The sequence below is a fragment of the Mesorhizobium sp. WSM3860 genome (assembly GCF_002294995.1).
Lineage (GTDB): Bacteria > Pseudomonadota > Alphaproteobacteria > Rhizobiales > Rhizobiaceae > Mesorhizobium.
In genome coordinates, this window is sequence record NZ_NSGF01000010.1 from 173,843 (window position 1) to 187,363 (window position 13,521).

The window sequence follows — 13,521 nt, forward strand, 5'->3', positions numbered from 1 at the left end:
ATTCGTCGTTAATCGTCTAGCCGTTCACACGCCGTGCGTCGCTGACGCTCGAATTGTCCTTGAGCTGCGACAGCAGCCGGTTGAGGTGCTTCAGGTCCCAAACCTCGAGGTCGATCAGCATCTCGGTGAAATCGGGCGCGGTGCGCACCATGGACAGCGTGTGGATATTGGCATCGTTGGACGCGACGACCTGCGCGATGTCGGCGAGCGAGCCCGGCGCATTGATGGCTGTAACCGAGATGCGGGCCGGGAAGCGCTCCTTGGTGCGCTCGTCTATATCCCAGCGCACATCGATCCAGCGCTCGGGCTGGTCGTCGAAAGCCTGCAGGGCCGGCGACTGGATAGGATAAATGGTGATGCCGGTTCCCGGCTGGATGATGCCGACGATGCGGTCGCCGGGCACCGCCCCTTCCGGCGCGAAGCGCACCGGCAAGTCGCCGCGCACGCCGCGAATAGGCACCGCACCGTCGCGCTGCTGGTCCTTGCCCTTGCGCGCGGCGCGGCCGGGCATCTGGAACAGCATGCCGGCGGCGTTGCGGATCTTCGACCAGCCTTCCTCGCGCTGCTTGGGCGCCGCGACCGTGACGCGCTCGTCCTTGTAGTCGGGGAAGACTGCTTTCATGACATCGGTCGAGGCAAGCTCGCCGCGGCCGACAGAGGCCAGCACGTCCTCTGTGTCCTTGCGCGCCAGGCGATGCAGAACCGGCTTCAGGCTTTCCTTGGTGAAGTTCTTGCCGGCGCGCTCGAACGCGCGTTCAAGGATGCGGGCGCCGAGCCCGGAATATTGCTTGCGGATGGCGTTCTTGGTGGCGCGGCGAATGGCGGAGCGCGCCTTGCCGGTGACGACGACCGATTCCCAGGCTGCCGGAGGCACCTGCGCCTTGGAGCGGATGATCTCGACCTCGTCGCCGTTCTTCAACTCCGTCATCAGCGGCATGATGCGGCCATTGACCTTGGCGCCGACACAGGTGTCGCCGACATCGGTGTGGACGGCATAGGCGAAGTCGATGGGGGTGGCGCCGCGCGGCAGCGCGATCAGCATGCCCTTGGGCGTGAAGCAGAACACCTGGTCCTGGAACAGCTCGAGCTTGGTGTTTTCCAGGAAATCCTCGGGATTGTCGCCCTCGGCCAGTTGCTCGATGGTGCGGCGCAGCCAGGCATAGGCGTTGGTCTCCTTGGAGATCGCGTGCGCTGCGCCATTCGGCTTGCCACCGCTGTCCTTGTAGATCGAATGCGCGGCGACGCCGTATTCGGCGATCTTGTTCATCTCGCGGGTGCGGATCTGCAATTCGACGCGCTGGCGTGACGGCCCGACAATGGTGGTGTGGATCGAGCGGTAGTCGTTCTGCTTTGGGGTCGAGATGTAATCCTTGAAGCGCCCGGGCACCATCGACCAGGTGGTGTGGATGGCGCCAAGCGCGCGGTAGCAGTCCTCGACGGTGTCGACGACCACACGGAAACCGAAGATGTCGGAGAGCTGCTCGAAGGAAAGCGCCTTGGCCTCCATCTTGCGAAACACCGACCAAGGCTTTTTCTGCCGGCTTTTGACGCTGGCTTTGATTGCGTGCTTTTCGAACAGGCCGGATAGCGCCTTCTCGATCTCGTCCAGCACGCCCTTGTTGCGCTCGAAGATTTCGGCGAGCCTGGCGGTGACGGCGCGATAGGCCTCCGGATTGATGTAGCGGAAGGCGATCTCCTCAAGTTCCTCGCGCATGCCTTGCATGCCCATGCGGCCGGCGAGCGGCGCATAGATGTCCATCGTCTCCTCGGCGATGCGCAGGCGCTTGGACTCGGGCATATGGTCGAGCGTTCGCATGTTGTGCAGGCGATCGGCGAGCTTGACCAGCAGAACGCGAATATCCTCGGAGATGGCCAGCAGCAGCTTGCGTAGGTTCTCGGCCTGCTCGGCCTTCTTGGAAACGAGGTCGAGCTTCTTAAGCTTGGTCAGTCCCTCGACCAGCTTGCCCATCTCGGGGCCGAACAGCTCGTCGATCTCAGCCCTGGTCGCGCTTGTGTCCTCAATCGTGTCGTGCAGCAGGGCAACGGCGATGGTCGCCTCGTCCATATGCATCTCGGTGAGGATGGCGGCGACTTCCAGCGGGTGCGAGAAATAGGGATCGCCCGAGGCGCGCTTCTGGTGGCCATGCTTCTGCATGGCGTAGACATAGGCCTTGTTGAGCAGCGCCTCATTGACGTCAGGCTTGTAGCGCTGGACGCGCTCGACAAGCTCATACTGACGCATCATGGGCGGGATCTCGCGGTGATGAAATGATTGATGCGCCGCACCAGCGTGCGACGCATCCCATAGATAGCCACGAAACCGACCATACGGAAGTCCCGGATGCGTGATCCAGGCCCGTGTCCAAGAGCTTAGTAGTCGTCGCTCTTTTCCGGCGGCACCAGCCCCTCGATGCCGGCGAGCAGGTCTTCCTCGCTCATGCGGTCGAAGGCGATGTTCTCTTCGGCATCGTCGGTGTCGGCAGCGGCGGTGGCAGCGCCGGTCTGGTCGGCGATCGCCTCGCCCTCGGCCTCCGGCTCGTCGACCTCGACATGCTTCTGCAGCGAGTGGATCAGGTCTTCCTTGAGGTCGTCGGGCGACAGCGTCTCGTCGGCGATCTCGCGCAGCGCAATGACCGGATTCTTGTCATTGTCGCGAGGAACGGTGATCTGCGCGCCCTGGCTGATCTGGCGGGCACGGTGGCCGGCGAGCAGCACGAGCTCGAAACGGTTGTCGACCTTGTCGATGCAATCTTCAACGGTTACGCGGGCCATGGACTGCCCCTTTCATGCGTGGATTTGATGGAAAACTGGCGGGCTCCATAACAAGGACGCCGCCGAAATACAAGCTTTATGGCGGCACCGCTGAAGCACGAGCCCTTGCCCGGCTCAATACCCGACATCGCCTCCCTTACCTAGTGCCGATCACAATTGCTTGCAATGAGCGCCCCTGCCCTTGGATATCCATAAATCTGGCGTTATCTCGAAAGAGGCGGCAAGAGGGACCATTATCGGACCTGCCCGTCACGTCCTTTTAGACGACAGAAATTTTTGAAAAGGGATATTTTTCAATGTTCGATCCCCGTGAAAAGATCGCTCTTTTCATCGACGGCGCCAACCTCTACGCCACCTCGCGGGCGCTGGGCTTCGACATCGACTACCGCAAGCTTCTGTCGAGCTTCCAAAAGCGCGGCTATCTGCTCAGGGCCTATTACTACACGGCGCTGGTCGAAGATCAGGAGTATTCCTCGATCCGGCCGCTGATCGACTGGCTGGACTATAACGGCTTCAAGGTGGTGACCAAGCCTGCCAAGGAGTTCACCGACTCGACCGGCCGCCGCAAGATCAAGGGCAATATGGACATCGAGCTCACCGTCGATGCACTGGAGCTTGCCGATGTCGTCGACCACTATGTCATCTTCTCCGGCGACGGCGACTTCCGCACGTTGGTCGAGGCGCTGCAGCGGCGTGGCCGCAAGGTGTCGATCATCTCGACCATGGCCTCGCAGCCGCCGATGATCTCCGACGACCTGCGACGTCAGGCCGACCACTTCATCGACCTCATGACGCTGAAGAATGAAGTCGGCCGCGATCCATCGGAACGGCCGGTCCGTCGACCTGAGCCGGCTGAAGCCGACGAGGACGATTATTGAGCGGGGCGGCCTTGAGCGCCGCGTCTTCTCCCGAGCCTGACCGCAATTGTCCGCTTTGCCCGCGTCTGCACGACTTCATCGCCGCCTGGCGCCAGCGCGAGCCGGGCTGGTTCAATGCACCGGTGCCGACCTTCCTGCCGCCGGTGGGCGAGGACTCGGTCAGGCTCCTCATTGTCGGGCTGGCGCCCGGCCTGCGCGGCGCCAATCGCACCGGGCGTCCCTTCACCGGCGACTATGCCGGCGACCTGCTCTACCGAACGCTGATCGCTCAAGGGTTGGCGCGCGGGGAATTCAAGGCCAGGCCCGATGACGGGCTGGCGCTCGTCGGCACCGCGATCACCAATGCGGTGCGATGCGTGCCGCCGGAAAACAAGCCGGTCGGCGCTGAGATCGCCACCTGCCGCACCTTCCTCATGCCGACGATCGCGCGCTTTGCCAATCTGCGAGCCATCCTGACGCTGGGCTCGATCGCGCATCAATCGACCGTGCGGGCACTGGGCGGGCGCGTCGCCACCCTTCCGTTCCGCCACGGCGGACGCCAGCAGGCCGGCGGCATCACGCTGTTCTCCAGCTATCACTGCTCGCGCTACAACACCAATACCGGCGTGCTGACGGAAGAGATGTTCGTCGCTGTGTTCAAGGAGATAGCGGTGTTCCTGAAGAGCTAGAGTAAGGCGTGGCCGCAAACAGCTCCGAGAGCCTCGCCGGCCCGCCCTTCAGCACATTCAGGTCGACGTCGCCGTCGATGCCGTCGACACGGCCTGTGTCGAGATATTGCCAATAGACCCAGTCGTCTTCGTTCAGCGGCCCCCGCACAGAGCGCAGCCAGCGCTGGCGAACCGCGATATGAGCGGCATAGGTCGGCGCCGTCTCATCGGTAATATAGAGGATGGCCGGCTTGCCGTAAGCCGCCTCGACCGGGCCCAGGAATGCAAGCAGTTCCGCGTTCAGCTCGGCGGGTGAAGGGCGCCGCGGACAGTTGCCGTGGAACTCGATGTCGACCACCGGCGGCAAGAGCTGCTCACCGCGCGGCACGACCGAGATGAAGTTCCTGGCCTGATCGGCGCCCGGGCGGCAGAAAGTGAAGAAATGATAGGCGCCGACAGCTAGGCCCGCCGCGCGGGCCTGGCGCAAATTCTCGGCGAAGGCATCATCGACATAATCACCGCCTTCCGTCGCCTTGATGATGGCGAAGGCGACATCATCGGCCGCGACGCGCGGCCAGTCGATCCTGCCCTGGTGATGCGAAACATCGATGCCCCTTATGGGGAATTCGCCGCGATCCGGCGGGAAGGCGCGGGGCCGGAAAAAGCCCTCTGCCCAGATGCCAAGCGCCAGAACGACGAAAGCCAGGGCCAAGGCAATCAAGCCGTTCCTCAAGCCTTGGCCCCCTGCTCGCCTTGCCCGCATATCGAAGGTGGTTACCCGCGCTCCTTGAGGAGCCGACCTTTCTCGCGCGACCAGTCGCGCTGCTTTTCGGTCTCGCGCTTATCGTGCAGCTTCTTGCCGCGGGCGATGGCGAGCAAGAGCTTGGCGCGGCCGCGATCGTTGAAATAGATTTTAAGCGGCACCAGCGTCATGCCGTCGCGCTCGACGCTTTGCGCAAGCTTGGCCATCTCGCGCTTGCTGACGAGCAGCTTACGGCGCCGGCGCGGCTCATGGTTGAAGCGGTTGGCTTGGAGATATTCCGGCAGATAGGAATTGATCAGCCAGATTTCGCCGCTCTCGGCAGAGGCATAGCTTTCCTGAATGTTGGCCTGGCCCTGGCGCAGCGACTTGACCTCGGTGCCGGTCAGCACCAAGCCGGTCTCGATCGTGTCGAGCACCTCGTAGGAAAAGCGCGCCTTGCGGTTTTCGGCGACCGTCCTGTTGTTGGGATCGGCTTTCTTGACTTGATTCATAATGCGGAGAGGTGGCGCCTCATCGCTAATTAATCAAGCCGGCGTGCTGCATCGCCTGATCGATCTTCTCGGCCGTCGAGGCCTCGATCGTGACCAGCGGCGAGCGCACGACATTCTCGACTTTGCCGAGCTTCGACAGCGCGTATTTGGCGCCGCACAGGCCGGGCTCGGTGAAGATCGCCTTGTGCAGCGGCAGGAGACGATCCTGCAGTTCTAGCGCCTTGGCGCTGTCGCCGGAGAGCGTCGCTTCCTGGAATTCGGCGCAGAGCCGCGGCGCGACATTCGACGTCACCGAGATGCAGCCGACGCCGCCATGGGCGTTGAAGCCGAGCGCGGACGCATCCTCGCCGGAAAGCTGGATGAAATCCTTGCCACAGGTCATGCGCTGTTCCGAGACGCGCTCGACCTTGCCGGTCGCGTCCTTGACGCCGGCGATGTTCTTGAAGTCGTGGCGCAGCCTGCCCATCGTCTCGGGCGTCATGTCGATCACCGAGCGCGGCGGGATGTTGTAGATGATGATCGGCAGCTTGGTTGCCCTGGCGACGGCGGCAAAATGCTCGTAAAGGCCGCGCTGGGTCGGCTTGTTGTAATAAGGCGTGACGACGAGTGCTGCATCGGCGCCTGCCTTTTCGGCATATTGCACCAGGCCGACGGCCTCCTCGGTATTGTTGGAGCCGGCGCCGGCCACAACTGGAACCCTACCCTTGGCGACCTCGATGCAGACCTTGACGACATGGCGGTGCTCGTCATGCGACAGCGTCGGCGATTCGCCGGTGGTGCCGACGGGGACGAGGCCCTTGGTGCCCTCGGCGATCTGCCATTCGACAAACGCGCGAAAGGCTTTCTCGTCGAAACGCCCGCTCTTTTCGAACGGTGTCACGAGCGCAGTCAGCGAGCCTCTCAGCATATTGTCCAAACTCCTTGGGACTTTGTTGGTCTAAGCATGTCGTTCTCCCAAACCCGGGTACTCACTTTTGGGCGACATGCATCAGCGTTTTGTCGATGCGATAATTGCGGGCCTTCTAACCGAAAGCGAAGCCGCGCACCATAGTCTCGACACGGTTCAGCGGCAAGCATCGCTATAGTGCCAGCAAGCGTATTTCGAACGGCCTCGATAACCTTTTGTTTACGAGCCTTTCACGACCTAAGTTTAGGCTCCGGGTCGGCCTCGAAGGCGCTGCCTGCTGACAATGTGCCGGGGTGGAACAATGCCGACAAGTCGGCCTCATCTGTTCGCGCTTTTGAGCGCGGTCGTCGCGCTGATACCAGGTATGGCGATCGGCGGCAGCGTCGACGTGCGCGTGACGGCGGCGATTGCCGCGCCGGGCTCGCCGTCGGCCGCGGACCAGGCGCAGCAGTCTCAGCCGCCGGCCAGCATCGCGCAATTGAAGAGCGGGCTCGACGCGCTCGCGGTGAACAACATCGCCGCGGCGCGCAATGCCCGCGACACGCTGCCCGCCACCTCGCTCGACCGGCACATCCTGGCCTGGGCGATCGCGCTCTATGGCGGCGACCAGGTGCCGAGCGGCGAGATCGCCGATGCCGCCAAGATGCTGCCCGGATGGCCGGGCACGATCGCGTTGCGCAGGAACAGCGAGCGCGCGCTCTATCGCGAGAACCCGCCGCCGCAAGCGGTGGTGCGGGCCTTCGGCCGCAGCCAGCCGCTGACGCCGGAAGGCGTGACGATCCTCGCCCGCTCGCAGGTGGCGCTGGGCAACCAAGCGGCGGCGCGCGCGGTGCTGGTCCCCTTCTGGCGCACGGAGAAGCTGGAAGCCAAGGACGAGGCTTCCATCATCAAGGAATTCGGCACGCTGATCCCGGCCCCTGATCATCGCTATCGCATGGAGCGCATGTTCTATGCCGACCGGCCATCCTCGGCGCTGCGCGTCGCCGGCCTTGCCGGCGCCCAGCAGCTGGCGGATGCCTGGGTGGCGGTCGATAAAGCCGACAAAAACGCGGCGAAACTGTTGAAGGCCGTGCCGGCGGCGCAGCGTTCGGCCGGCTATTTCTTCGCCGAGGCGGAATATCTGCGCAAGCAGCAAAAATTTGCCGATGCCGCGGCAGTGGTGATGAAGGCGCCGACCGATCGCGACGCGTTGGTCGACCCTGATGCCTGGTGGGTGGAGCGGCGCGTTCTTTCGCGCGAGCTGGTCGATCAGGGCGACATAAAGACCGCCTACAAGATTGCCTCCATGCATGCGGCCGAAAGCGCGGCCAGCGCCGCGGAAGCCGAGTTCCATGCCGGCTGGTATGCATTGCGCGGTCTCAACGACCCGGCAACGGCCGCCTCGCATTTCTCACGCATCGCCGAGCTCGCCCAGGGCCCGGTGTCGCTGTCGCGTGCTTACTACTGGCTTGGCCGCGCTGCGGAAGCCGGCGGTCCGGGCAGCGCCAAGGACTATTTCATCCGGGCAGCCAGCTACGGCACCACCTTCTATGGCCAGTTGGCCGGCGAGCGTGTGGGCCTCAGGACGCTGAACATCGCCTATCCCACGCCCAGCGCGGCCGACCGCCAAAGCTTCGAGGGCCGCGAGGCGGTGAGCGCGATCAAGCGGCTGCAGGAGGCAGGCTATGACCGCTATGCCGAGACGCTCTACCGCGACCTTGCCGGGCAGCTGACCAGCCCGGGCGAGCTTGCGCTGCTGGCGGGGCTTGCCGAAAAACAGGGCAACCATTTCATGGCGCTGAAGGTCGGCAAAATCGCCGCCCAGCGCGGCATCGATGTCGGCGCGCTGTCGCATCCGTTGGGTGTCATTCCCGATTCGGCCGATATCTCCGGCTCCGGCAAGGCGCTGGCCTATGCCATCGCCCGCCAGGAGAGCGAGTTCAATGTCGGAGCGATTTCGAGCGCCGGCGCGCGCGGCCTTTTGCAGTTGATGCCGGGCACCGCCAAGCAGCTGGCAAAGAAGGCCGGCATGAGCTTCTCGCAAACGCGGCTGACGACCGATGCCGGTTATAACGCTACGCTCGGTTCAGCCTTCCTCGGCGAACAGCTCGACCGCTTCAACGGCTCCTATGTGCTGACCTTCGCCGGCTACAATGCCGGTCCAAACCGCGCCGCCCAGTGGGTGGCGAAATATGGTGATCCGCGCGGCAAGGACGTGGACGCCGTCGTCGACTGGGTCGAGCGGATTCCCTACACGGAAACAAGAAGTTACGTGCAGCGCGTCATGGAGAATTACGAAGTCTACAAGATGCGCATTTCCGGCAAATACGACATTGTCGGCGATCTGGTGAACGGGCGGAGTTGAGGAAGCCTCAGTATGATTGCCTTCTTGTTGTGAAGACAGAGCGCTCGACTTCATACGATCGAGTTCCTTCACACCCCCCTCTGGCCTGCCGGCCATCTCCCCCGCAAGGGGGGAGATTGGCAGTTCGCGTGCTGGCTCTCCCTCTCCAACGTCGGAGATTGGCGAAAGCCCTGGCGACATCTAATCTGCCCCCTTGCGGGGGAGATGGCCGGCAGGCCAGAGGGGGGTGCTGTCCCGCTGTGCCTCGAAATTTCGTCGGCCTTGGATTGACCGTCCCGCCCGCCTTTAGCAGTCGGATATGATCCGATAGTCGCGAGAATGCTTATGTCCAGCGATCAGGGTTTCTTCGACTTCTTCTATGCCGCGCCCGATGGGCTGAAACTGCACGCCCGGATTTATGGCGAGGCGAACAGCGGTGGCCGGCCGGTCGTTTGCCTGCCGGGCCTCACCCGCAATGCGCGCGACTTCCATGAGCTCGCGCTTTACCTCTCCAGCAAGGCGAAGACGACGCGCAAGGTCGTGGCTTTCGACTATCGCGGACGCGGCCAATCCGACTACGATCCCGATATCAGCCGCTACAATGTCGGGGTCGAAGCCGGCGACGTGCTCGCTGGCTTGTCGGATCTGGGCATCGAAGAGGCAGCCTTCATCGGCACCTCGCGCGGCGGGCTGATCATCCATGTGCTCGGCGCGCTGAAGCCGGCCGTGCTGAAGGCGCTTGTCCTCAACGATATCGGCCCGGTGATCGAGGCGGAAGGTCTCGCCCATATCCGCTCCTATCTCGATCGCGCGCCGAAGCCGAAGTCATTCGCCGAGGCGGTCGATGCGCAGCGGCGCGTACATGGTGCCGGCTTCCCGGCGCTCACCGATGCCGACTGGGCGCGGATGGTCGGCGCTATCTGCCGCGATACGGATGCCGGGCTGGTGCCCGATTTCGATCCTGCCCTGGTCGGGACGCTGGCCGACGTCGACTTCAGCAAGCCACTGCCGGATCTGTGGCCACAGTTCGACGCGCTTGCCGCCGTGCCGTTGCTCGCCATACGCGGCGGCAATTCGACGCTTCTCTCCACCGCGACGCTCGAAGAGATGGGAAAGCGTCATCCCGGCATGGACACGATCACGGTGGAAGGCCAGGGACACGCGCCCTTCCTGGAAACCGGCAACCTGCCGGAGCAGATTGCGGATTTCCTCGATCGCGCCGAAGCCAAGTCGAAGTAAAGTAAAGCCCGAGGTTAACTCAGCCCCGGGCTCGTCCCTGAAATATAGGTTCCGCCAGCGAGGTCGGCCCGTGGCGTGCCGCCTATTTGCTCTTCGAGCTCCTGCGGCGTGCCTTCGCCGGCTCCGATCCGCTCTCCTTGCGAGCGGGTTTGGCCGGTGACGGCGTGGTCAACGGGGACGCAAACACCGAGTTCTCTGCGGGCCGCGGCGCCTCTTCGGCGCGCGGCTTCTCGAGCACGACGACGCAGCCATCGAGATCGTTGGTGGCGAGGTGCGCGTAACGCATCGTCATCGACAGCGTCTGGTGGCCGAGCCACATCTGCACGCGTCGGATGTCGATGCCGCCCTGGACGAGTCGCGAAGCGCAGGTGTGGCGCAAGATATGCGGCACCACCTGCTCATCGGCGCCAAGACCGACTTCGGCCTTCGCCTCGTTCCAGATGGCGCGGTACTGCGCCTGGCTGAGCTTCGTGAACGGCCCCTTCGGCCGGCGACCCTCGGTGGTCGGCGGCAGCTTGATCACCTCCTTGACCCGTTCGGTCATCGGGATGGTGCGGCTGCGGCCTGACTTTGTGATCCAGAAGCTGACGCGGTGTTCCTGGATGTCGTTCCAAATCAGGCCGAGCGCCTCGCCGAGACGGCAGCCGGTATCGACCAGGAAGACGGACAATCTGTAAGCATCTTCGCTGCGGCTCTTGATGGCGGCGAACAGCCTTGCCTCTTCGTCCCTTTCGAGGAAGCGAATCCGTCCCGCCCGCTCCTTCTGGCGGCGGAATTCGGGCAGGCTGTGGATATCTCCCATCTTATGAGCCTTGCGCAGCAGCTTGCTGAGTGCAGCCATCTTGCGATTGATGGTTGCGTTGCTGTTCCCGCGCTGGCGCAAGGTACCGATAAGATTGTCCAGGGTGTTCTGGTCAAAGGTGCTGAAACGCTCTCCCAGAAGGATCTCGTCTATTTCACCGATGAATGAGCTGACATTGTATTTATGCCGCCCATCATCCCAGAGTATATCCCGGTATGCTGTAAAGAGCTCACTGACCCTGTACGATTTTACTTCCCGGATCTTGTTATAGGTATACCTAAACTTCGAATTCTGAGAAGAAAATACCGCAAAATGACCAGAGGGCTCCCCCTCTTGAATCGCTTCGTTCGACATTTTTAGCCACACCCCCTGTGGTTAAGGGACCAGCCCTAACCGCTCGGGAGCATCCTTTCAAGAGTTTTCGAGTCTGGCCTCCGACCCCATCCGCCACGGCGGATCCCACAAAGTCGCTATACAGACCCGATCAGCTTACCGTTTTCACCCCCATCCTTTCGTTGCGTTGGTCCATCGCGAAAAAGCAAAAACGGCCCGGGCGTAGCGATGCCCGGGCCGGATTTCATGTTGTTGCAGTCCAGCCCTTAGAAGGAGCGCTGGAAGCGGAGCATGCCGCCGACGCTGTTCTTCTTGTCGGCGTTGGTCCAGTTGAGCCTGTCGGTACCGGTGCCGAAATCGTCGAACCTGCCAGCGTGCAGGTAGTCGACTTCGGCCGTGATCGTCAGACCGGGCACGATGTCATAAGCGACGTTCGCTGCGATGCCGAGATTCTCCCAGTCGTCATATGACGCCTGAAGGTTGAACGAGGTCTTCTCGTTGAACTTGTAGGTGCCGCCGCCCCAGACTGCCCAGCTGCCGCCCCACAGCTTGTAGAAGCCGCGGCCGCCAGCCGGGGTTGACCAGGTCGCATCGCTGAGGTTGTCGTCGGTGCCGTAGCCAGCCATGATGAACAGCGACAACGCGTCGGTAGCATTCACGTCCAACCGAACCTTGCCGGCCACTTCTTCATAGTTGCTGTCGTAAGCGATGACGCCGGTGATGGCGCCCCAGCCCTGCGTCCACTTCAGACCGCCGACGACGTGCGGAACATAGCTGTCGATGGTGCCGATGGGGCCCTGGCCTTCTTCCAGCGAGACCACCGCCGAGAAGCCGTTGCCGGCGTCGAAGTAGTACTGGACGACGTTGGTGTCGAAATCGCCGTAGGGAACGAGCGTATCCTGGATGACGTTGCCGGCGTAGCCGATGAACGTGTTGAAGGCCGATTCGTCCTTACCGACGCGTCGACCACCGAGCTGGATCCAGGCGAAGTTCAGCGAAACGCCCTTGTTGTGGGCGTAATTGGTGTCGCCATTTGTGCGGGTAGCGTAGTCGTTGTGATTGCCGAAGTTGAAGCGGGTCTCGGTGTAGGTCTTCAACGTGCCGAGCTCGGTCTCCTGGCCGGTCCAGGTCTTCAGCGTGAAGCGGGCCTGCTTGTAGAACGTATCCTGCTCGTCGCCGTCCTCATGATCGAACGCCTTTGCGCCGTCGAACGAGCCGACGTCGCCGATGCCGATGTCGTAGCGGACATAGCCGCCGATGCGCAGGCAGGTTTCGGTGCCGGGGATGTAGAAGTAGCCCGAACCGTACACGTCGCAGATCTTGACGTATTCAGCCGGTTCCGGCTCGGCGACGGTCACCGCGTCGGCGGCGCGAGCACCGGAAACTGCGATCAGGGCCGCAGCTGAGCCGAGAAGAAGGCTCTTGATGTTCATTTTCTGACCTCCAGTCAAAAGTTAAAAAACGGGTCTGGGTATTTTTTGCTGAAGGACAGCGTTCCCTGCCCCATCCCCACTTACCGAAAAAGATGCGCACCGCGCCGCTCCTTCGAACGTGACCTTTACCCAGGCGGCGGCGGCGTTCAACCACGATCGTATCGGCGGAAGGCTCGTCCAGACGCTATCCCCGAACGTTGTTGCACAAATGACACGATTTGGCCTCACTCCGAAAGTTCTCATTAACCATTAAGGCGTTGCGGCCGGTCGAATCCGGCGATGGGCGGCCGAAATTGCGGCGCCAGTTGCGAGTCGCCGCCGCCAGGGAATCGCCATGGAATCGCCGCATGAGGCCATCCGTCTTGCCGCCGATGCCAAATTTTCGGCGATTATGGCGCCGGCTTGTTGATTGTGGCGGCGCTTTTCTTTATCCAGCGGCGCGACGGAGAGGTGGCCGAGTGGTCGAAGGCGCTCCCCTGCTAAGGGAGTAGAGGTCAAAAGCTTCTCGTGGGTTCGAATCCCATCCTCTCCGCCACCCTACGCCCTGCGGGCTTCGGGTGGCAGGCCACCTGAGGCCGGCAGGGCGTAGGGTGTCGCCCGAAGCTACGAAGTAGCGTAGGGGGACCATGTGGTACGTCTATTTCCTGCAGCTGCATAACGGCGACGTCTATGTCGGGTCCACCAACGACCTCCGACGACGTTTCGAATCGCATCGATCGGGCTATGTGACTTCGACCATGGCTCATCTGCCTATAACCTTGAAGGCCTACATCGCGGTTGAAACCGAGGCTAACGCCCGGCAACTCGAGCGATATTTCAAGAGCGGATCGGGCAAGGCCTTCGCGAACAAGCGTTTTTGGCGGACAGGCAGCGCTGAGACGGACTAAGGGATATCTACCTGAAATCAAAATAGAAAGCGACATGATGAGCCGA

General features: G+C 62.5%; 12 protein-coding genes and 1 tRNA gene. 6 read left to right on the forward strand and 7 right to left on the reverse strand.

What is annotated here, in order from left to right:
• Positions 1 to 16: 16 nt before the first annotated feature.
• Positions 17 to 2,245 (reverse strand): bifunctional (p)ppGpp synthetase/guanosine-3',5'-bis(diphosphate) 3'-pyrophosphohydrolase, encoded by a 2,229-nt coding sequence (locus CK220_RS18010; RefSeq protein ID WP_095812803.1) that lies wholly within the window; start codon positions 2,243 to 2,245, stop codon positions 17 to 19.
• 125 nt (positions 2,246 to 2,370) lie between these two features.
• Positions 2,371 to 2,772 (reverse strand): DNA-directed RNA polymerase subunit omega, encoded by a 402-nt coding sequence (rpoZ, locus tag CK220_RS18015; RefSeq protein ID WP_066997473.1) that lies wholly within the window; start codon positions 2,770 to 2,772, stop codon positions 2,371 to 2,373.
• Positions 2,773 to 3,068: 296 nt separating this feature from the next.
• Here rpoZ and CK220_RS18020 point away from each other — a divergent pair, with 296 nt between their 5' ends.
• Together CK220_RS18020 and CK220_RS18025 are read left to right on the forward strand one after the other, a co-directional pair.
• Positions 3,069 to 3,650, forward strand: a complete 582-nt coding sequence (locus CK220_RS18020; RefSeq protein WP_066997475.1) for an NYN domain-containing protein — start codon at positions 3,069 to 3,071, stop codon at positions 3,648 to 3,650.
• 11 nt (positions 3,651 to 3,661) lie between these two features.
• Entirely contained in the window at positions 3,662 to 4,318 is a 657-nt protein-coding gene (locus tag CK220_RS18025; RefSeq protein WP_095812804.1) for a uracil-DNA glycosylase, read from the forward strand.
• Here the strand turns inward: CK220_RS18025 and CK220_RS18030 are convergent.
• Genes CK220_RS18030 through dapA form a run of 3 tightly spaced genes read right to left on the reverse strand, consistent with a single transcriptional unit; the run spans position 4,287 to position 6,458 of the window.
• Positions 4,287 to 5,030 (reverse strand): glycoside hydrolase family 25 protein, encoded by a 744-nt coding sequence (locus CK220_RS18030; RefSeq protein WP_245429256.1) that lies wholly within the window; start codon positions 5,028 to 5,030, stop codon positions 4,287 to 4,289. The genes CK220_RS18025 and CK220_RS18030 overlap by 32 nt on opposite strands.
• Before the next feature lie 41 nt (positions 5,031 to 5,071).
• Entirely contained in the window at positions 5,072 to 5,551 is a 480-nt protein-coding gene (gene smpB / locus CK220_RS18035) for an SsrA-binding protein SmpB (protein WP_095812806.1), read from the reverse strand.
• 25 nt (positions 5,552 to 5,576) lie between these two features.
• Positions 5,577 to 6,458, reverse strand: a complete 882-nt coding sequence (dapA, locus tag CK220_RS18040) for a 4-hydroxy-tetrahydrodipicolinate synthase (protein ID WP_095812807.1) — start codon at positions 6,456 to 6,458, stop codon at positions 5,577 to 5,579.
• A 301-nt stretch (positions 6,459 to 6,759) separates the two neighbouring features.
• Here dapA and CK220_RS18045 point away from each other — a divergent pair, with 301 nt between their 5' ends.
• Positions 6,760 to 8,802 (forward strand): lytic transglycosylase domain-containing protein, encoded by a 2,043-nt coding sequence (locus CK220_RS18045; protein ID WP_095812808.1) that lies wholly within the window; start codon positions 6,760 to 6,762, stop codon positions 8,800 to 8,802.
• 324 nt (positions 8,803 to 9,126) lie between these two features.
• Entirely contained in the window at positions 9,127 to 10,020 is an 894-nt protein-coding gene (locus tag CK220_RS18055) for an alpha/beta hydrolase (RefSeq protein ID WP_095812848.1), read from the forward strand.
• Between the two features lie 82 nt (positions 10,021 to 10,102).
• On the opposite strand, the gene CK220_RS18060 is transcribed toward CK220_RS18055, so the two are convergent.
• Together CK220_RS18060 and CK220_RS18065 are read right to left on the reverse strand one after the other, a co-directional pair.
• Positions 10,103 to 11,176: a site-specific integrase gene (locus CK220_RS18060; protein ID WP_095812809.1), complete on the reverse strand. Its 1,074-nt coding sequence runs from the start codon at positions 11,174 to 11,176 to the stop codon at positions 10,103 to 10,105.
• A 245-nt stretch (positions 11,177 to 11,421) separates the two neighbouring features.
• Positions 11,422 to 12,588, reverse strand: a complete 1,167-nt coding sequence (locus tag CK220_RS18065) for a porin (protein WP_095812810.1) — start codon at positions 12,586 to 12,588, stop codon at positions 11,422 to 11,424.
• 444 nt (positions 12,589 to 13,032) lie between these two features.
• Here CK220_RS18065 and CK220_RS18070 point away from each other — a divergent pair.
• A tRNA-Ser gene (locus CK220_RS18070) sits at positions 13,033 to 13,123 on the forward strand.
• 91 nt (positions 13,124 to 13,214) lie between these two features.
• The gene (locus tag CK220_RS18075) at positions 13,215 to 13,475 is read left to right on the forward strand and encodes a GIY-YIG nuclease family protein (protein ID WP_095812811.1); all 261 of its coding nucleotides are present in this window, start codon (positions 13,215 to 13,217) and stop codon (positions 13,473 to 13,475) included.
• Positions 13,476 to 13,521: the final 46 nt, after the last annotated feature.